Here is a 19,165-nt window from a genome sequence, read left to right on the forward strand (position 1 = left end):
CGAACCCGTGGTCGTTGCGCTGCTGATCGCCGGCGCAGCGCTCGCACACGCCACGTGGAACGTCACCGTCAAAAAGACGGGTGCCAGCGGGCCCGGCTACATTTGGGCCGGGATCGTCGTCAGTGCGATCGTCTACGCACCGTTCGGTGTCACCTCGCTGCTCGACGCGGGGGCCTCTGCGTCGGTGTGGCTGCCGCTCGCTCTCGTCAGCGGTGCCCTCCAGATCGTGTACTTCTTTGTGCTGCAACGGGCATATCGGGTGGGGGATGTCTCGATCGTCTACCCGCTCGCTCGTGGAACAGGCCCCGCGATCGCCGTGCTGCTCGCGATCATCGTGCTCGGGGAGCGGCCCGGCCCGGTGGGGCTCCTCGGGGCCGCCGTTGTTGTTGCGGGTGTGATGGTCGTGGGGTTCGCCGGCGGGGTCAGCCAGGCGCGCGGCAACCGGGCGGGCATCCTGTACGGCCTCGCTGTCGGGGTGATCATCGCCGTATACACGCTGTGGGATGCCGCGGCCGTCACGGTGCACGAGTTGCCTCCGGTGGGCTACTACTGGGCGAGTGTGGTCGTTCAACTGGTGCTCCTGGCCGTGCCGGCGCTGCGCTCGGGGAGAGCCACGGTGAGGGTTGTGCGCGAGCATCCGATCGCCGTCGTCATCTTCGGTGTTCTGGGGCCTCTCGCGTACATCCTCGTGCTCTTCGCCGTGCAAGTGGCGCCGGTCTCGATCGTGGCACCAGCGCGTGAGATCAGCGTTGTGCTCGTGGGGCTAGCGGGGTGGTTGCTCTTCCGCGAACCACATCCCGTGCAGAGGCTCATTGGAGCCGTCATCGTTGTCGCCGGGGTGGCTTTGCTGGCTCTCGCGTAGAGAAGGTCGCGCTCGGCGCACCGCTGTCCCCACTAAACTTCACTCAGACACGAAGGAGTTGCCCGTGATCAGCGATGTGCTGGCTGAAGCCAAAGAGAAGATGCAGAAGGCCGTCGAGGTCGCCAAGGATGATTTCGCCACGGTGCGGACGGGCCGGGCCAACCCCGCCCTCTTCCAGAAGATCCTTGTCGAGTACTACGGCACGCCGACCCCGCTCGGGCAGATGGCCTCCCTCGTTAACCAGGAGGCCCGCACCCTCCTCATCACGCCGTTCGACAAGTCTGCCCTCAAGGACATCGAGAAGGCCCTCGCCGGTGCGGCACACCTCGGCGCGAGTGTCGGCAACGACGGTAACGTGATCCGCGCAACCCTCCCCGAACTCACCGAGGACCGCCGCAAGGAGTACGTCAAGATCGTGCGCGACAAGGCCGAGCAGGCGCGAGTGGCGATCCGCAACATCCGACGCAAGGCGAAGGATGACCTCGACGGTCTGAAGGAGGTCGGCGAGGACGAGGTGGCACGCGCCGAGAAGGAACTCGACGGCACCACCAAGCAGCACGTCGATGCGATCGACGAGGCTCTCAAGCGCAAGGAAGCCGAGCTGCTCGAGGTCTGATGGTTTCCGACTTCGAAGCCCAGGTCCGCGCGACGAACGACAAGATCAACGCGCGAACGGGGCGACCCCTCCTGCGCGCGATCGCCGTCGGGCTCGTGCTGGGTGGCGCTCTGCTGGTGAGTCTTATTCTCATCAAAGAGCTCTACATGGTCTTCGCTGCCGCCCTCATCGGCTTCACGACGTTCGAGTTGGCGAGCGCGCTGCGGTTCGCGGGGCGGGATGTTCCGAGGATTCCGGTGCTCGTCGCCTCCCTCGCCATTGTGCCTGCGGCGTTTTACTGGCTGTCCGCTGGGCACTGGTACGTCACCCTCGCGGGCATCCTCCTCGTGAGCCTGTGGAGGATCGTCGAACTCGCGCGACCGAGTCACCGCGTTTCGGGTATCGAGCTTCTCAAAGACCTCGGCGCCGGTGCTTTCGTGATGGCCTACGTAGGGTTCATGGCGGGCTTCACCGTGCTGCTGACCGCCCAGGAGGGCGGCCAATGGTGGACGCTGGCGTTCCTCATCGTTGTTGTCGCCGTCGATACGGGCGCCTACGCGACGGGCCTAACGTTCGGCAAACACAAGATGGCACCCGTTATCAGCCCGGGTAAGACGTGGGAGGGTTTCGCAGGATCCGCCGCGGCCGCCGTCATCGCCGGCGTGCTCGTCGCGATCTTCATGCTCCAGCAGCCGTGGTGGGTGGGCATCATCTTCGGCCTCGTGCTGCTCGGAACGGCGACTCTGGGTGACCTCTCGGAATCGCTCATCAAACGCGATCTCGGTATCAAGGACATCAGCACATGGCTGCCGGGGCATGGCGGATTCCTGGACCGGGTCGACTCGTCCCTGCTGTCGGGGGCAGCGGCCTATGCGCTGTTCCTCATCTTCGCGTGAGGCAGAATAGTCCGGTGAGCACAACCTTCCCGCGAGTACGCACGTCCGAGCAGGGCTACAACGTCGAGCAGGTGGAGGAGTTCCTCCAGGATGCCCGCACGGCCTATACCGCGGCACCGGGTACACCGGGCGTCATCACGGCAGCGAGCATCCGCACGACAGCGTTCGCCATGCAGAAGGGTGGCTACGCCACCAAACACGTGGATGCCGCGCTCGAGCGTCTCGAGGACGCCTTCGCCGCGCGCGAGCGCGAGCGGGCTCTCGCCGAGGCTGGCGACGGAGCGTGGTTCGCGTCGGCCCGTTCGACGGCGCAGGAGATCCTCAACCGCCTGTCGCGCCCGGCCGGTCAGCGTTTTGATCGCACCGGCATTTTCACGAACGGGTACGACACCAAGTCCGTTGACGCCTTCGCCGACAAGCTCATCGATTATTTCCAGAACGGTAAGCCGCTGAGCGTAGACCAGGTGCGCTCCGTTGCGTTCAAGGCGCGCAAACGCGGCTACAGCGAGGCTCAGGTCGACCTGGTACTCGACAGCGTGATCGACGTCATGCTGGCCGTTCGCTGAGCACTCTCAGGCCATTTCCGGCCCACGTGGGCTAAAATCGTGGAACTGTGACTATCGAAACCCGAGCTACAGCTCTGCGCGCGCATCGCAAGAGTGTTGGTGGAGACCTTTCGGGTCGCCACATCCGCTCCTCGTGGTCGCTTCCGTTGTTCGCCGCCGCGGCCGTCACGTCGCTTGTTGTGATCAACGCCGTCTCGCCCGACGCCGATGCCGTCGCTGCGGAGGTGCGCGCTCCGGCAGCTCCCGTTCCGGTGCAGGAACTCGTGGTTGCCGGCACCTACTCGCACACGGCCGAGCGTGACACCTTCACCGCCACCGAGGTTCCGCCGCCTCCGCCTCCCGCTCCGGCAGCCCCCGTCGCGCCCGCGGCAGGAGTCCCGGATCCCGGTACCGCACAGGCCATCGCGTTCTCGATGCTCCAAGGCATGGGATGGGGCCAGGATCAGTTCGATTGCCTGGTCGCACTCTGGAACAAGGAATCCGGCTGGAACGTCTACGCGCACAACGCGTCAAGTGGTGCCTACGGCATCCCGCAGGCGCTTCCCGGTGACAAGATGGCCTCTGCCGGAGCCGATTGGGCCGATAACCCCGCAACGCAGATCTCCTGGGGTCTGTCGTACATTTCGGGCCGCTACTCGACCCCGTGCGGCGCGTGGGAGCACTCGCAGTCCGTCGGCTGGTACTAGTCACCCCTTTTCCTCGCTGAGTCTTCCGGGGGCCGTTCGCGTGCGTCGCTAGGCTTTCGCCATGGATCTGCTCGACGTCGCCCTGTACTTCGTCATCGGCATAGCGGTCATCGTCGGCGCGGGTATCTTCAGCAAGAAGCTCGGCATTGCGACCCCGCTCTTCCTCATCGTGATCGGGGGATTGCTGAGCTTTGTGCCCGGGGCGCCGGTTCGGGTGCCGGGCGAGTTGATCCTGCTTGTCCTGCTGCCCCCAATTCTCTACGCGTCCGCGATCAGCGTTCCGGTCGTGGATCTCCGACGCAACCTGCCGTCGATCGGTGTGCTCAGTGTGCTCCTCGTCATCGCGACGGCCTTCATCACGGGTGTGGTGCTCTGGGCGTTGCTCCCCGGAATCTCACTCGCGGCCGCGGTTGCCGTCGGTGCGGTCGTGAGTCCCACGGATGCCGTGGCCGCGACTGCCGTCGCGAAGCGCTTCGGACTACCACCGCGCCTCGTCACGATCCTCGAGGGCGAAAGTCTCGTCAACGACGCCACGGCTCTCGTGCTTCTGCGCTCTGCACTCGCGGCGACAGCAGCCACCGTCTCGTTCTGGGATGGCGTCGGCGACTTCCTGTTCGCGGCCAGCGCCGCGATCGCGATCGGGTTGGTTGTCGGTTTTGTGACGGTTCAACTGCGGTCGCGCATCCGCGATCCCCTCGTCGACACGGCGATCTCGTTCGCGGTGCCGTTTGTTGCCTTCCTGCCCGCGGAGGAGATCGGCGCGAGCGGTGTTATCGCGGTGGTGACCGCCGGCCTCTACTCCGGCTATCACGCGTCAGGGCGATTCACCCCCCAAGCACGTGCGACGGAGCGCACCAACTGGCGTTCGATCCAGTTCTTGCTGGAGAACGGCGTGTTCCTCCTCATGGGCTTGGAGGTCACCCAGATCGTCGGCACCGTTCGATCGGATGACCTGAGTGTGCCGATCGCGATCGCTCTCGGGTTCCTCATCGCCGTCGTGCTCGTCGCCACTCGGTACCTGTTCATCGGTCCCCTCATCCTCGTTCTGCGCTGGAGGGAACGCCGAGCGATGCGGCGGCACGAACGACATCTCGCGTACGTCGATGCTCTGCCCGACCCGAGTACGTTGCCGCCTCGGGCCGCGAAGCGCTACGACATGGTTCAGCGTTCGCTCGAACGACGGGGGAATGACCTCAAGGAGCTGAGCGCCGAGGGCCTCGGCTGGCGCGGTGGTGTCATCCTCGGGTGGGCGGGCATGCGCGGGGTTGTGACCCTCGCCGCAGCCCAGTCGCTGCCGGACACGATCCTCCACCGGGATCAACTCGTACTTGTCGCCTTCACCGTCGCCGTGGTCACACTTCTCGTGCAGGGCGGCACACTGCCGTGGCTCATCAGGCTCACGGGCATCCAGGGCTCTGATGCCGCCGCGGACCGGCGGGAACTCGCGTCGTTGCTGGAGGAGCTCGGCGATGCCGGGCTCCAGGTGCTGTCGGATCCGCCGGCGGACGGTGAACCCGTGGATCCCGTCATCCTCGAACAGGTGCGGCGTGACACCGTCACCGGATCGCAGATCATGCGCGAACGTGTCGATGCGGACGGGGATGCTGCCGCTCTCGCCGCGGCTCCGCACGCGCGCTATCGGGCCTTGCGCTACGAGGTACTGCAAGCCGAACGGCAGGCGCTCCTCATGGCAAGATCGGCTGGACGTTACCCGTCGCGCATCATCGCCCGCGCACAGACGATGCTCGACATCGAGGAGACGCGGTTGGCACAGTTCGACGAGAACACGTAAAGCCGCGGTCGCACTCGGTGCGCGCTTAGGCTGGGATCATGCCGCGCTCGAATCGCCCCCGCGGTCGGCGCGTACCCGATGAGGTGCCGGAGTTGGACCTCTCGCGTGCGCTCGCCGGGGTTCGGCGCACGGAAACCAAACGAGACGGCGTGTGGAATGTTCAACCGATCACTGCCGCTGCCGCCGTGAAGGACTACGTGTGCCCCGGATGCTCGCTCACTATCGCACCCGGTGTCGCACACCTCGTGACATGGAGAGCGGACGGGTTGATGGGGGAGGCCGACGATCTCGCGGCCCGTCGTCATTGGCACTCGCACTGCTGGAAGATCAGGAGCTGACCGCATGACTATCGAAATCCGGGGCGGTACCGTGCTGCCCGCGCGCCGCGAGAACATCGAGCTCCACACCGAGGACGGGTTGACCCTCGTCGGCGAGCTTGCACTCCCCGCCGCCGCGGAACCGGTTGCGACGATCGTTGCGCTACATCCGCTTCCCACTGCTGGCGGGTTCATGGACTCGCACATCATCCGCAAGGCGGCGGCACGGCTTCCTGCCTTGGCGGATGTCGCTGTGCTGCGCTTCAACTTCCGTGGCGTGACCTCGCCGCGAGGCACGTCGGAGGGGGCGTTCGGGCACGGAGTAGACGAGCGACTCGATCTCGCTGCCGCCATGGATTTTGTGGCTGAGCGCGGCCTCCCCAATCCGTGGCTCGTTGGTTGGTCGTTCGGCACGGAGGTCACTCTCAAGTACGGTCTCGAGCATCCGATTGTTGGAGCGATTCTCCTGTCGCCCCCGCTGCATCGCACCAGCGCGGAGGAAGTCGCCGCGTGGGCCGGCAGCGGCAAGCGTCTCGTCGCCCTCATCCCGGAACTCGACGACTATCTTCGCCCGGACGAGGCCGCCCAGCGTTTTTCGTCGGTGCCGGAGTTGGAGTTCGTGGCCGTTGAGGGCGGCAAGCACCTGTGGGTCGGGGAGGAGCAGACCTACCGCGTGCTCACCGAGATTGTGGCGCGACTGAACCCTGGTGTTCTGCCTCTCCCACGAGAGTGGGACGGCGACCTCGTCTAGAGCTCTTCCTGCCGTGGCACAACGACCTGGTCGATGACGAGCATGATGCCCGCCGCCACGGGAATGGCGATGAGTGCGCCGAGGATGCCGAGCAGCGTGCCGCCCGCGAGTGCTGCGATCACAACAACGGCACCGGGGATCTTCACCGCCTGGGACATGATGCGTGGGCTCAGGAAGTACGCCTCGAGCTGCATGTACACGAGGTAGTAGATGCCGACCACAAACACCGAGGGCGCTCCGTCGAACAGGAGCACGAGAAGGGTGATCACGGCGGCGCCCGAGACGGTACCGACCAGCGGTATGAGCGAGGCGAGGAAGGCGATGAAGGCGAGAAGCGCCGAGTAGGTAACCGGGATGTTGAAGGCCGGGAAGATGAACGTCAGGAAGATGAACGACAGCACACCGTTGGACAGTGCGAGGAGGAACTGCCCGCTGACGAATCGACCAACGGCCGTGCTCGTCTGCTCGGCGAGGTCGATGAACTTCGGGCGCTTGGAGGCCGGTACGAGACGGTAGATGCCGCGTTTGAGACTCCCGAGCGACGACACGAAGTACAGGGTGAGGATGAGCACGATGATCGCACCCGTGATTCCCGTCGCGATACCGATACCGACGGTCAAGACTCCGCCGCCGATCTGGGTCGGATCGAGGTCGTTCAGCCACTGCTGGACACCTTGCAACGCGTCGTCAACGTTGAGCCAGGGCAACGCGTCCTGAATCGCCTTGCGCGCTGTCCCGTCGAAGAACGAGTTCACGAAGCCCGGGACCGTGCGGATCGCGCGATCCACCTGATCGCTGATCACCGGGATGATCGCGAGGATGAGCCCAGCGAAGACGGCAAGCACACCGACAAGCACGGTCAGGATGGCCAGGGGGCGCGGGAACTTGTGGCGCTGCAGCCAGCTGACCACGGGGTCGAGTCCGAGGGCCAGGAACAGCGCCGCTCCGACGTACGTGAGAATCGTCGCGAGCGACACGAGCGTGCCGCCGATAGCGATGGCGACGAGTACGCCGAGGCCGCCCAACAGACCCAAGCGGAACGCGTTGTGAATCTTCATGACCGAACCCTACTGGTCAGCAGACATGAACTCCGCTTGCTGCAGTACACCCTTGAGATTCTCGAGGTAACCGGCTACTGTCTCCCGTTCGGCACGTATCTTCGCGAGGCGTTCCTCGGCGTCCGCGGTGAGCGTGGCACTGCGGCGTTCCGCCTCCTCGAGGATGGTCTTCGCGCGTGCCTCGGCGTGCGCGACAAGCTCGGCTGCCTTCGTCTCAGACTCAGCGAGGCGTTTGCGCGCGGCATCCGACGACTCGGTTGTGAGGCGCTCTGCCTCGTCGCGCGCCACACGTGCCTGCTCTGTGGCTTCGGCGAGCTGCGCCTGTGCTTCCGCGAGGTAGGCGCCGAGCTGCTCGGATGCTTCCGTCTGAGCCTTGAGTGCCGCCTGCTCTGCCTCGTCCCTGCGCGTGGTGATCTCGAGTTCTAGGGCCGTGCGCGCCTCCTCCGCCTCGTGGGCGAGGGTCGTGCGTGTCTCGTCTCGCAGGTGCTGGAGTTCGGCGTTGGTGGTCTCCGTCTCGCTCGCGAGCTCCGCGCGACGGCGTGCGATGTCCCGTTCGAGGTCCGCCGTTTGCTTCTCGATGTCGTGCGCGAGTGCAGCACGCGCTTGCGTGATCTCGGCTTCGAGCGCCGTGCGCTTCTCGGCGATGTCTGCCGTGAGTTCGCCCCGGAGCTGGGCCATTTCGGCGTTGAGCGCGACCTGCGCCTCCGCTGCCTGGCGCTCCAGATCGTTGCGAGCGTCCGCTGTTTCCTTCTCGAGGGCGATGCGAGCATCGGCGGTGTCCTTCTCGAGCGCCGAGCGAGCGTCGGCCGTCTCGCGTTCGAGTGCGGCGCGAGTTGTCGCAGCCTCGCGTTCCAGGGCGGTGCGTGAGGCGACCGTCTCTTGCTCGAGCTCTGCACGTGCGGCGCTGATCTCACTCTCGAGGGCGGTACGGCGCGTGTCGACCTCGTTCTCCAACGCCGTGCGCTTGGACTCCACTTCGTTGTCGATCTCGGTGCGCTTGGACTCAACCTCATTGTCAATCTCGGTGCGCTTGGATTCGACCTCGTTGTCGATGGTGATGCGCTTGGACTGGACCTCGTTGTCGATCTCGGTGCGCTGAGCGCCCACCTCGGCGGCCAAAGCCGACCGTGTGGATTCGACTTCGGCCGCGAGAGCCTCCCGCGTCGACGACACCTCTGCCTCGAGCGACGTGCGAACCTGTGTGGTCTCCGCCTCCAGGGCCGCCCGGGTCGCTTCGGCCTCGGCTTCGAGCGCGGCCGTCGAGGCAGCGGTATCCGCGGCCAGCTTCGCCTGCGCCGCCTCCGTCTCGGCGCGGAGTCTTTCCTCCGCGGCCACGGTGTCGTTCTCGAGCTTCTCGCGCGCCGCCGTGATCTCGTTGTCGAGCTCGGCACGCCTCGTTGTGATCTCGGCCTCGAGGGCAGCCTTACCCGACTCGATGTCGCGAGCCAGGTCTGTGCGGCCCTGCTCGAGGTCGCGCTCGAGATCGGCACGTTTGGTCGTGAGCTCCTCGTCGAGCTTCTTGCGCCCCAATTCGGAGTCGCGCTTGAGCGCCGACGCCATCTCGCGTGCGGCCCGCTCCTCGCGTGCGGCGCTCTCGCGGAGCTCCGCGGCTTCGCGCTCGGCGTCCGAACGCAGAGCTGCCACCTCACGGGCCGCGGTGGCCCGCACTTCGGCCACCTCGGTCGTCGCGGCGCTCCGAATCGCGGCCGCCTCGCGCTGAGCATCCCGTGTCAGCGTCTCCGACTCGCTGCGGGCGCGTGTGAGGTGCGCCTCAGCCTCGAGCGTGGCGTCGGCGACAAGCGTCGAGGCACGATCGGATGCCTCGGCAACAAGCCGCTCGGCCTCCGCCGCGGCATCCGCGCGCTGCTTCGCCACATCTGCAGCAACGGTGCTGCGCATTTTTTCGGCATCAATGTCGGCCTGTGCGATGAGTCGGGTCGACTGCTCCTCTGCGACACGGAGCGTGCTCTCGAGCTTGGTGCCGAGACCGCTATAGGTCGGGCTGCCCGTCTCGTCGAGCTCGGCCTGGAGGTCTTCGTTCACCGCGAGGAGGCGCTTGACCTCTTTCGCGGATTCGGTGCGATCGGCGACAGCCTTCGACAGCTCGGCCTCCGCCTTGGAGAGGTCGGCACGCAACGACCGGATCGCGGCCTCCACCTCGTCTTTGCGGTAGCCCCGCATCTCGGTCCCGAAATCGGTGTCGCCGGCAGCCATGACTTCTCCTTGTACGGACGAGGTGGGAATGCAGAAAGTCTAGGGTGTGCCCCTGTGCACTCGCGCCGCGGCGAGAGGCGGTGCCGGGCCGGGAACACAGCGTGCGCGCAGCCTTTCCCAGAACCTTCCCAGTGCCACTGTTAGGCCTCGGCAGGGCTGGTCCGCTATTCTTGAACGTCTTTGTCGCTGCATCGCCGAGGCCACAGGGGAGATCCTCCTCCTCGTCTCGTGAAAGCGGCCGCGTCTGCCACGGTGGGTTCCCGACCCCCGGGTTCGCGAGCCGGGCAGCACGAAAGGAGTAGTCCGTGCGATTTGTCTTCGCCATCCTCGCCTTCATCGTCTCCGCGCTTCTGATCGGGCTGGGAATCGCCCAGCGCACCGTGTTCGCGTCGCCAGATCACGTGACCCTGACCGCGGCGTCGGAACAGGCACCGGTCACCGTCATCGACGGCCAGGCACTGACCGCATTCGCGGGCAGCCAGACGCTGAACATCTCGGGGTCCGATCAGGTCGTCGCCGCGTACGGGCGCACGACCGATGTCCTGGCCTGGGTCGGCGAGGCGCGGCACACCATCGTGACGTTCGACGAGGAGTCCGGCGAACTCGTTGCCGACCTCGTGAACGGGAGCGAGACGGAGGTCCCGAACCCCGAAGGCTCCGACCTGTGGTTCGAGGACTACGAAGAAGAAGGATCCCTCGCGCTCACGGTGACCGTGCCGGAGGACATTTCGTTTGTCATCGCCTCCGATGGAGTCGAGCCCGCACCGTCCGACATCAGCATCACGTGGCCGGTTGACACGTCAACGCCGCTCGTAGGTCCCATGATCCTCGGCGGCGCGGCATTTGCACTGCTCGGAATCGCGCTCCTCATCTGGGCCACCCTGCACATGCGCTCGGCGCACGGACCCAAACGAAGCACGCCGGCGGTGCCCGGCGCCAAGAAGCGCCGCTTCGGTCGACGTCCCACGTTCCCCGCCGCCGATCAGGCGAGCATTCCGACCTGGCGCAACCCGGACGCCGCATCGGCGGACTCGGAACCGACGGCACCGGAGTCACCGGAGGTCGACGCGACCGAACCCCAGACCGAACGCCCCGAGAAGACTGAGACGTCCGAAAGCACATCCGTTAGCCAGCCCGCCGAGCAGGACGGCGATCAGCCGCGAACCGAACGCACCTTTATGGTGGCGAAGAGGCGTGGCATCCTTGCTGTCCCGTTGCTCGTTACTGCTCTCGCCCTCACCGGATGCTCGGCCGACGTCTGGCCGGACGGCGCTGCCGACGCGACCCCCACGCCCACCGCGACCCTGCCGGAGGGCGCCGAGCTCACGCCTCCGGCGACCACCGTGCGCCAGGTCGAGCGCATCGTCGCCCAGGTGAGCGCACTGGCCGCTGAGGCGGACGAGACCCGCGATGCAACAATCCTGGAGCCGAGGTTCGAGGGCCCTGCGCTCGAGCTGCGCACCGCGAACTATGCGATTCGCAACGCCGACGCGAACATTGCACCCCTCACCGCCATCCCCGACGGCCCTGTCAAGGTGACCCTGCCGCAGCAGACCGACACGTGGCCGCGCACCGTGTTCGCCGTCATTCAGGACGACCAGGATGCGACCATCCCCCCGATCGCGCTCTACCTCGTTCAGGAGGACCCGCGGAGTAACTACAAGGTCAACTACGCGATCACTCTCGAGCCGTCCGCCGTGCTGCCGGACGTGGCACCCGCCAACATCGGCGCTGCCCGGCTGCCCGCGGACAGCGGCCTCCTCGCGATGACCCCGGAGGATGCCGCGCTCGCCTACGCCGACATCCTCATGAAGGACGTCGAGAGCGAGTCCTACCTCCTGTTCGAGGCGGACGGTGACACCCTGCGCACCAACGTCGGACTCGACGCGAAAAACCAGATCTCTGCGAGCCTGCCGGCGACCGCTGCCGCGAGCTTCAGCAACGGTCTCGGTGAGGCCGACCCGATTGCCATGGCCACCAACGACGCCGGTGCGATCGTTGCGGTCACTCTCACCGAGACGACGACCGTGACACCGGTCGAGGCGGGCGCGGCGATCAACCCGTCCGGTCAGGTCAAGGCACTCTCCGGCATCGCGGTCAGCACGAAGGGTGTCGTCGCGACCTACAGCGACCAGCTGCTCTTCGCGATCCCCCCGGCGGGAAGTGATGCGAAGATCGTTCTGTTGGGGTATAGCCAGGGACTTGTGAGTGCAACGGAGGTCGGATGACGAACGCGCCAATGGGCGGAAACCTTCGAGGTGCGGTTGACCTGTCGTCGCTTGTGCGTCCAGCGAACCCCGAGCCGGCGGCGAGCGGCGGCGTCTCGCGAACCGCAAACGACTCGAGTTTCACGGCCGTGCTCGACCTGTCGCAGACGGTTCCCGTTATCGTCGAGTTCCTCGCCCCGGGGGAGTCGTCGAGGCTCGCCTCGATCGTCGAGTCGTACAACGGCAAGATCGCCATCGCGACGGTTGATGCATCCACGAGCCCTCAGCTTGTTCAGGCTTTCCAGGTCGCCGAGCTTCCCACGGTCGCAGCGGTTGTCGCAGGTCGGCCCGTCCAACTCTTCGCTGGTGTGCCTGCCGAGGAGGATGTTCGCTCCGTGTTCGATCAGATCCTCCAGCTCGCGGTGCAGCAGGGTGTGACCGGAACTCTCGCCACGTCCGAGACGGGGGAGCCGACCGAGGAACCCCTGCCGCCGCTTCACCAGGAGGCCTACGACGCCATCTCCGCGGGGGACTACGCTCGCGCGATCACCGCCTACCAGACGGCGATCGCCCAAAACCCGCGGGACAACCTCGCCGTCGCCGGTCTCGCGCAGGTGTCCCTCCTGTCACGCCTCGATGGCCTCACGGCCGACCAGGTGCGCACCGCCGCAGCCGAGAAACCCGGCGACGCGGATGCCCAACTCGCGGTAGCGGACCTCGACGTGTCGGGCGGCCACCTCGAGGACGCGTTCTCGCGACTCCTCGACCTGTTCCCGACACTCGAGCAGTCGGACAAAGACCGCGTTCGCGCGCGCCTACTCGACTACTTCGAGATCGCCGGTGTCGAGGACCCGCGCGTTGTTGCCGCGCGTCGTCGTCTCACTCTCCTGCTGTTCTAGACGTCCGTGAATCCGTCGGAGGAGTTCGTTCGACCCACGGCGTGGCAGTGGGATGTTCGTGCCCGTGTGCTGCAGCTCTTCGGCGTCGGCGGGCTCATCGGGCTCGCGGCGTCCGCGATCGCCGGGGCGGGCATCCTCGCGGCGGTTTTCGCCGTGGTGATGCTCGGATTTTTCGCCGCCTCAGTGGTGCTCGCGGTGCGTGTGGGTGGCGTTGCCCGCCGTGAACAGGAGCTGGGGTACTCGACGATCTTCGACTTTCCGGGGTACGCGCTGCGAGACGGCCGCACACTCGAATTGCTCCGCGACGGCGAGACACCGCCGGAGACACCCGGCCGTCGATCGCTCCTCGGCGGCATGATTGCGACGCTCCGCAGGGACGCTGGCGAAGGAAAGGGTGACAGGGATGCGGGCTGAGGATGTGCGCGCTGACTTTCCCCTCCTCGACTCGAGCGTGAACGGGCATCCGCTCGTCTACCTCGACTCGGCGGCCACGGCCCAAAAGCCCCTCGCGGTGCTCGAGGCCGAACGCGAGTTTCTGACCACAACCAATGCTGCGGTCAACAGGGGAGCCCACACGCTCGCGGCTCGAGCGACCGATGCCTTCGACGACGCCAGGGCAGCCGTTGCGCGGTTTGTCGGAGCGCGGGATGACGAGATCGTGTGGACGTCCAACGCAACGGAGGGCATCAACCTCATCGCGACGGCGCTCTCGAACGCGTCCACCGCCGATGCGCAGTATCGTTCGCTCGCCCTCACCCCCGGCGACGAGATCGTGGTCACCGAGCTCGAGCACCACGCCAACCTGATCCCGTGGCAGCAACTCGCTCAGCGCACGGGCGCGGTTCTTCGCTACATTCCCGTCGACGATGACGGGGCGCTGCTGCTCGACACGCTCGAGTCCGTGGTCACACCCCGTGCGCGCATCGTCGCCGTCTCGCACGTCTCGAATGTGCTCGGCACCGTGACACCCCTCGAGCCGATCATCGCGAGAGCTCACGAGGTCGGCGCACTCATCGTTCTCGACGCGTGCCAGTCTGTGCCCCATCTGCCCGTCGACGTCCGCGCTCTCGACGTCGATTTCGCAGTGTTCTCGGGACACAAGATGCTCGGGCCAACAGGAATCGGCGCGCTATACGGCCGTCGCGAACTGCTCGAAGCGCTACCGCCCGCATCCACGGGCGGCTCCATGATCACCACGGTCACCATGGAGCGGGCCGAGTTCCTGCCACCTCGGCTGCGCTTCGAGCCCGGCACTCAGCGGGTCTCGCAGGCAGTCGCGCTCGCCGAAGCGGTGCGCTACCTCGAGCGGATCGGCATGCCCGCCGTAGCCGATCACTCGGTGCGCCTCGGCGCGCGGCTCGTAGAAGGGCTCCGGCAACTCGACGGGGTTCGTGTGCTGGGGGACACCTCGGGTGCCCCACGCATCGGCCTCGCGAGTTTCGAGGTGGCTGGTGTGCACGCCCACGACGTTGGGCAGTTCCTCGACGACCGCGGTATCGCCGTGCGTGTCGGGCATCACTGCGCCCAGCCGCTGCACCGCAGACTCGGGCTGGTCGCGAGTGCTCGGGCGAGTGCATCCGTGTACACGACCGACGAGGAGATCGACGTGTTCTTGGAGGCGCTCGCCGAGGTTCCCGCGTTTTTCGGGGTCGGCCGATGAGCGATCTGGGTGGGCTCTACCAGGAGTTGATTCTCGATCACGCGAAACGACCGCAGGGCCGTGCCCTGCTCGAGAACCCGTCCGGGCAGTCGCATCAGCTCAACCCGACGTGCGGCGACGAGGTGACGGTGACGATCCGGGTCGAGAACGGTGTCGTGTCGGGCTTCGGGTGGGAAGGTCACGGTTGCGCGATCTCGCAGTCCTCGGCATCCATTCTCTCGGCGCTCATCGTGGGTCGCTCGATCGAGGACACTCGCGGGTTCATCGAGGAGTTCCGCAGCGTGCTGAGGTCGCGTGGCGAGTTGGAACTCGACGAGGAGCGCTTCGGCGACGCGATCGCCTTCAACGGGGTCTCGCGCTACACGGCCCGCGTGAAGTGCGCGATGCTCCCGTGGGTTGCCCTCGAGGCCGCGCTGATCGCCTCCTGAGGTGCCCACTTCGGTGGGTTCTCCGCGCGAAAAACCCACCGAAGTGGGCACCTCACGGTGGGAAACCTAGGCCGGTGCCAGCCAGAGACCGCCGAGCGGCGGCAGAGTGAGTTCGACGGATGCCGGGCGCCCACCCCACGGCTCGCCCTGCGCCTCGACGGCGCCGTAGTTTCCGACGCCCGAGCCGCCGAACTCGCCGGCGTCGGTGTTGATCACCTCGCGCCACGTGCCAGCGAACGGTAGCCCGATGCGGTACGGACCGACCGGATTTCCGCTGAAGTTGAAGATGCCGACGAGCGGCGCCCCCTCCCGCGACCACCGCAGGAACGCCACGATGTTCTGACCGGAGTTGCCGCCATCGATCCATTCGAAACCGGCGGGCGAGTTGTCCTGCTCCCACAGCGCCGGATGTGAGCGATATGCGCGGTTGAGTTCGCCGACCAGTCGCTGCAGACCCTGGTGAACCGGCTGATCGAGGATCCACCAGTCGAGGCCGCGCTCCTCGCTCCACTCGGAGGGCTGACCGAACTCGCTCCCCATGAACAGCAATTGTTTGCCGGGGTGGGCCCACATGAACGACAGGTACACCCGCATATTGGCGAGCTTCTGCCACTGGTCGCCCGGCATCTTGTGCAAGAGCGAACCCTTGCCGTGGACGACCTCATCGTGGCTGATGGGCAGCATGAAGCTCTCGCTGAACGCGTACAGGAATGAGAACGTGATGTCGCCGTGGTGATACGACCGGTACATGGGGTCCTCCGCCATGTACTGGAGGGTGTCGTGCATCCACCCCATGTTCCACTTCATTCCGAACCCGAGGCCCGATTCCGAGGTCGGCTTCGTGACGCCGGGCCAACTCGTTGACTCCTCGGCGATCATGACGATGCCGGGGTTGCGTTTGTAGGCGGTCGCATTGACCTCCTGGAGGAAGCTGATGGCCTCGAGATTCTCGCGACCGCCGTACTGATTGGGCAGCCACTGACCCTCCTCGCGGGAGTAATCGAGGTAAAGCATCGAAGCAACAGCGTCGACCCTCAGGCCGTCGATGTGAAACTCTTCGAGCCAGTACAGGGCATTGGCGACGAGGAAGTTACGCACCTGGGACTGCCCGAAGTTGAAGATGAGCGTGCCCCAGTCGAGCTGCTCGCCGCGTCGCGGGTCGGAGTGCTCGTAGAGAGCCTCACCATCGAAGCGGGCGAGTGCCCACTCGTCCTTGGGGAAGTGGCCCGGCACCCAGTCCATAATGACGCCGATGCCCGCACCGTGAAGGCGATCGATGAGGTACTTGAAGTCGTCGGGGTGGCCGAAACGACTCGTGGGCGCGTAGTACCCCGTGACCTGGTAACCCCAGGAACCGCCGAACGGATGCTCGGCCAGCGGCAGGAACTCGACGTGCGTGAACCCGAGCTCCTGCACGTAGCCAATCAGTTCGTCCGCGACGGAGCGGTAGTCCAGTCCCGGTCGCCACGACCCGAGGTGCACTTCGTAGACGCTCATGGCGCCGTTGTGGGGGTCCGATGCGGCGCGCCGGGTCATCCAGTCGCCGTCCCGCCACTCATAGAGTGACTGGCCGATCTTGGACGCGGTTGCCGGCGGAACCTCGGTGTAGCGGGCCATGGGGTCAGCGCGTTTGACCCACTCGCCGGAGCCGGTCAAGAGTTCGAACTTGTAGGCGTTGCCGGGCTCGAGCCCCGGGATGAAGATCTCCCAGACACCGTTGTCGTCGAGTCGGCGCATCGCGTGGCCGACGCCGTTCCACCCGTTGAAGTCGCCGATCACGCGTGCGGCGTGCGCGTGCGGGGCCCACACGCTGAACGACGTTCCCGCGACACCCTCGTGCGGGCGGAAGTGCGCGCCGAGAACGTGCCACAACTGTTCGTGGCGACCCTCACCCCACAGGTAGAGGTCGATCTCGCCCACCGATGGCACAAAACGGTACGGGTCGTCCGCGGTCCAACCCGGTCCGTTTTCGTAGGTCGTCTCGACCTCGTACGCCTGTCCGGGATCGGGCGCGAAACCTTCCCACAACCCGTCGGCGACGTGAGTGAGCGGCACACGAGTACCGTCGGCGCGCACCGCGGTGACGGTCGCGGCCAGCGGTCGCACGGCACGGATGATCCACCCATCGTTGTGGCGATGGGCGCCGAGCGTGGCGTGAGGCTGGGGGTGCCTGCCCTCGACGAGCGATCGGATGTGGTCGGGGTGCAGTTCCGGAAGGGTGACGGGCTTCTTGGGCATCAGCGACCTCGCGGGTACTCGACGTGGAGGATGTGCATGGGCTGGGTGAAGGCATCCAACCGCACGTAGTTATCGCGGCCCCACTCGAAGGTGTCGCCGGAGAGCAAGTCGTGCACGGTGAACCGTGCATCGGGGTCGAGCCCCAGTCGCGTGAGGTCGAGGTGCACCGTCGTCTCGCGCACCGAGTGCGGGTCGACGTTGGCGACAACGATGATGGCGTCGGGTCGACCGCCGGGAGCGTATGCGCCGGCGAGGTACTTCGTATAGACGAGGATCGAGTCGTCGTCGCTCCAGTGCACGTCGAGATTGCGCAGCTGCCGCAGTGCCGGATGCTCGGCCCGAATCTCGTTGAGGCGTGTCAGGTACGGCGCAAGCGAGCGACCGGCTTTCTCCGCTCCCGCCCAGTCCCGAAGCTTGTACTCGTACTTCTCGTTGTCGATGTTCTCCTCGCTGCCCGGGCGCGCCACGTGCTCGAAGAGTTCGTACCCGGCGTACACACCCCAGCTGGGGCTCGCGGTCGCGGCGAGGCCCGCGCGAATGCGGTAGGCGGGGACACCACCGAACTGCAGGTACTCGGTGAGGATGTCGGGGGTGTTGACGAAGAGGTTCGGCCGAAGGAAGGCCGACGTCTCATGGGAGATCGACTCGAAGAACTCCGCCAGTTCGTCCTTCGTGTTGCGCCACGTGAAATACGTGTACGACTGCTGGAAACCTACCTGCGCGAGCGACTGCAGCATCGCGGGGCGCGTGAACGCTTCCGCGAGGAACACGACATCCGGGAACTCACTGTTGATCTCGTGGAGCACGATCTCCCAGAACTGCAACGGCTTCGTGTGCGGATTGTCGACACGGAAGATCCGCACACCCAACCCGATCCAGTAGCGCAGCAAGCGCAGCACTTCGGCCCGAATGCCCTCGGGATCGTTGTCGAAGTTGATCGGGTAGATGTCCTGATACTTCTTGGGAGGGTTCTCCGCGAAAGCGATCGAGCCGTCCGGCAGTGTCGTGAACCACTCCGGGTGCTCGGTGACCCACGGATGATCCGGCGAAGCCTGGAGTGCAAAGTCGAGCGCTACCTCGATGCCTGCCTTCTTCGCCTGGCCGAGGAAGTAGCTGAAGTCCTTCACCGTGCCGAGGTCGGGGTGCACGGCATCGTGACCGCCGTCGGCGGAACCAATCGCCCACGGCGACCCGGGGTCGCCCGGGGCCGTGACGAGTGTGTTGTTCGGGCCTTTACGGAACTGGTAGCCGATCGGGTGGATGGGCGGTAGGTAGAGCACGTCGAATCCCATCGCCACGACGGCCGGCAGTCGCCGCGCGGCCGTGCGGAACGTGCCGCTCACCCACGTGCCATCCTTCAGGCGCTTCGCACCCTCGCTCCGCGGGAAGAACTCGTACCAGCTGCCGACACCCGCGCGCTCGCGCTCGACACGGATGCTGAAGGTATCGCTCTCGGTTATGAGGCTCGCGAGCGGTCGAGCCTCGATAGCCGCCGTGAGCCTCGGGTCGAGGGCCACCTCGAGCTTGGCGTCTGCGCTGAGGGACTCATCGTCGAAAGCGGCGATCGCATCCTGCACAATTTTGCGTGTGCCGGCCCGCGCGAGCAGCTGGCGCCCCATCGTGATCATGAGCTCGACGTCGACGCGTGCCGGAATCTTGATCTCAGCGTTGTGCAACCACGTAGCCCAGTCGTCACCGAAGGCGCGAACGCGCCACGTCCACTGACCCTCGCTGTCGAGTTTCGCTTCTGTGCGCCAGCGATCGGTGCCGGGCGCAACACCGTGCATCACGTGGGTGGTCGTTTTGCCCGAGGGATCCGTGAGCAGGAGACGCACACCCAGCAGGTCGTGGCCCTCGCGGAAGACGGTCGCCTCGAACGGCACCACCTCACCGACGTAAGCCTTGCTCGACCAGCGATTCTCGGGGGAGACAGGGGACAGGTGGCGGATCGGAATCCGACCCAGCTCAGGTGCGTACTCGGTAGCCACGACTCGAC

General features: G+C 66.1%; 17 protein-coding genes. 13 read left to right on the plus strand and 4 right to left on the minus strand.

Translation table 11 applies throughout. From position 1 onward, the window contains the following. The first annotated feature begins 7 nt into the window (after positions 1-7). The 8 genes from LH407_RS12180 to LH407_RS12215 all read left to right on the plus strand — a co-directional run bounded on the left by LH407_RS12180 (position 8) and on the right by LH407_RS12215 (position 6,465). Positions 8-862: a DMT family transporter gene (locus LH407_RS12180; protein WP_322133718.1), complete on the plus strand. Its 855-nt coding sequence runs from the start codon at positions 8-10 to the stop codon at positions 860-862. Between the two features lie 64 nt (positions 863-926). Beyond that, positions 927-1,478: a ribosome recycling factor gene (gene frr / locus LH407_RS12185; RefSeq protein WP_322133717.1), complete on the plus strand. Its 552-nt coding sequence runs from the start codon at positions 927-929 to the stop codon at positions 1,476-1,478. Further along, entirely contained in the window at positions 1,478-2,353 is an 876-nt protein-coding gene (locus tag LH407_RS12190) for a phosphatidate cytidylyltransferase (protein WP_322133716.1), read from the plus strand. Before frr ends, LH407_RS12190 begins: the two co-directional genes overlap by 1 nt. A 14-nt stretch (positions 2,354-2,367) precedes the next feature. Beyond that, entirely contained in the window at positions 2,368-2,919 is a 552-nt protein-coding gene (locus tag LH407_RS12195; RefSeq protein ID WP_322133715.1) for a DivIVA domain-containing protein, read from the plus strand. A gap of 47 nt (positions 2,920-2,966) precedes the next feature. Next, entirely contained in the window at positions 2,967-3,605 is a 639-nt protein-coding gene (locus LH407_RS12200; RefSeq protein WP_322133714.1) for an aggregation-promoting factor C-terminal-like domain-containing protein, read from the plus strand. A gap of 61 nt (positions 3,606-3,666) precedes the next feature. After that, positions 3,667-5,397 carry a cation:proton antiporter gene (locus LH407_RS12205; protein WP_322133713.1) on the plus strand — a complete coding sequence of 577 codons (1,731 nt, stop codon included), beginning with the start codon at positions 3,667-3,669 and terminating at the stop codon, positions 5,395-5,397. 38 nt (positions 5,398-5,435) lie between these two features. Then, complete coding sequence (locus tag LH407_RS12210; RefSeq protein WP_322133712.1) at positions 5,436-5,735, plus strand: hypothetical protein; 300 nt, start codon at positions 5,436-5,438, stop codon at positions 5,733-5,735. A 4-nt stretch (positions 5,736-5,739) separates the two neighbouring features. Beyond that, positions 5,740-6,465: an alpha/beta hydrolase gene (locus LH407_RS12215; protein ID WP_322133711.1), complete on the plus strand. Its 726-nt coding sequence runs from the start codon at positions 5,740-5,742 to the stop codon at positions 6,463-6,465. Here the strand turns inward: LH407_RS12215 and LH407_RS12220 are convergent. Together LH407_RS12220 and LH407_RS12225 are read right to left on the minus strand one after the other, a co-directional pair. Beyond that, on the minus strand, positions 6,462-7,523 hold the full coding sequence (locus LH407_RS12220; protein ID WP_322133710.1) for an AI-2E family transporter: 1,062 nt from the start codon (positions 7,521-7,523) through the stop codon (positions 6,462-6,464). The genes LH407_RS12215 and LH407_RS12220 overlap by 4 nt on opposite strands. 9 nt (positions 7,524-7,532) lie before the next feature. Then, positions 7,533-9,737 carry a coiled-coil domain-containing protein gene (locus tag LH407_RS12225; protein ID WP_322133709.1) on the minus strand — a complete coding sequence of 735 codons (2,205 nt, stop codon included), beginning with the start codon at positions 9,735-9,737 and terminating at the stop codon, positions 7,533-7,535. A 305-nt stretch (positions 9,738-10,042) separates the two neighbouring features. On the opposite strand from LH407_RS12225, the gene LH407_RS12230 reads away from it, so the two are divergent. The 5 genes from LH407_RS12230 to sufU are packed head-to-tail and all read left to right on the plus strand — an operon-like array spanning position 10,043 to position 14,931. After that, positions 10,043-11,965, plus strand: coding sequence for a hypothetical protein (locus LH407_RS12230; protein WP_322133708.1), 1,923 nt, complete (start codon positions 10,043-10,045; stop codon positions 11,963-11,965). Further along, positions 11,962-12,843, plus strand: coding sequence for a co-chaperone YbbN (locus LH407_RS12235; protein WP_322133707.1), 882 nt, complete (start codon positions 11,962-11,964; stop codon positions 12,841-12,843). The genes LH407_RS12230 and LH407_RS12235 overlap by 4 nt, the downstream gene beginning before the upstream one ends. A 6-nt stretch (positions 12,844-12,849) precedes the next feature. Next, a complete protein-coding gene (locus LH407_RS12240) occupies positions 12,850-13,257 on the plus strand; it encodes a hypothetical protein (RefSeq protein ID WP_322133706.1) in 408 nt (135 codons plus the stop codon). Beyond that, on the plus strand, positions 13,247-14,503 hold the full coding sequence (locus tag LH407_RS12245) for a SufS family cysteine desulfurase (RefSeq protein WP_322133705.1): 1,257 nt from the start codon (positions 13,247-13,249) through the stop codon (positions 14,501-14,503). The genes LH407_RS12240 and LH407_RS12245 overlap by 11 nt, the downstream gene beginning before the upstream one ends. Then, entirely contained in the window at positions 14,500-14,931 is a 432-nt protein-coding gene (gene sufU, locus LH407_RS12250) for a Fe-S cluster assembly sulfur transfer protein SufU (RefSeq protein WP_322133704.1), read from the plus strand. The genes LH407_RS12245 and sufU overlap by 4 nt, the downstream gene beginning before the upstream one ends. A 66-nt stretch (positions 14,932-14,997) precedes the next feature. On the opposite strand, the gene glgB is transcribed toward sufU, so the two are convergent. After that, positions 14,998-17,169, minus strand: a complete 2,172-nt coding sequence (gene glgB, locus LH407_RS12255) for a 1,4-alpha-glucan branching protein GlgB (protein WP_322133703.1) — start codon at positions 17,167-17,169, stop codon at positions 14,998-15,000. After that, on the minus strand, positions 17,169-19,157 hold the full coding sequence (locus LH407_RS12260; protein WP_407650577.1) for an alpha-1,4-glucan--maltose-1-phosphate maltosyltransferase: 1,989 nt from the start codon (positions 19,155-19,157) through the stop codon (positions 17,169-17,171). Before LH407_RS12260 ends, glgB begins: the two co-directional genes overlap by 1 nt. Between the last annotated feature and the right edge of the window lie 8 nt (positions 19,158-19,165).

Origin of the sequence: Antiquaquibacter oligotrophicus (assembly GCF_020535405.1) — a bacterium.
Lineage (GTDB): Bacteria > Actinomycetota > Actinomycetes > Actinomycetales > Microbacteriaceae > Rhodoglobus > Rhodoglobus oligotrophicus.

What these genes read in the sequence shown, in the direction of transcription:
- LH407_RS12190 (WP_322133716.1), top strand. Translation starts at nt 1,478, where the DNA reads ATGGTTTCCGACTTCGAAGCCCAGGTCCGCGCGACGAACGACAAGATC.
- LH407_RS12205 (WP_322133713.1), top strand. Translation starts at nt 3,667, where the DNA reads ATGGATCTGCTCGACGTCGCCCTGTACTTCGTCATCGGCATAGCGGTC.
- LH407_RS12210 (WP_322133712.1), top strand. Translation starts at nt 5,436, where the DNA reads ATGCCGCGCTCGAATCGCCCCCGCGGTCGGCGCGTACCCGATGAGGTG.
- LH407_RS12215 (WP_322133711.1), top strand. Translation starts at nt 5,740, where the DNA reads ATGACTATCGAAATCCGGGGCGGTACCGTGCTGCCCGCGCGCCGCGAG.
- LH407_RS12220 (WP_322133710.1), bottom strand. Translation starts at nt 7,523, where the DNA reads ATGAAGATTCACAACGCGTTCCGCTTGGGTCTGTTGGGCGGCCTCGGC.
- LH407_RS12225 (WP_322133709.1), bottom strand. Translation starts at nt 9,737, where the DNA reads ATGGCTGCCGGCGACACCGATTTCGGGACCGAGATGCGGGGCTACCGC.
- LH407_RS12235 (WP_322133707.1), top strand. Translation starts at nt 11,962, where the DNA reads ATGACGAACGCGCCAATGGGCGGAAACCTTCGAGGTGCGGTTGACCTG.
- LH407_RS12245 (WP_322133705.1), top strand. Translation starts at nt 13,247, where the DNA reads ATGCGGGCTGAGGATGTGCGCGCTGACTTTCCCCTCCTCGACTCGAGC.
- sufU (WP_322133704.1), top strand. Translation starts at nt 14,500, where the DNA reads ATGAGCGATCTGGGTGGGCTCTACCAGGAGTTGATTCTCGATCACGCG.
- glgB (WP_322133703.1), bottom strand. Translation starts at nt 17,169, where the DNA reads ATGCCCAAGAAGCCCGTCACCCTTCCGGAACTGCACCCCGACCACATC.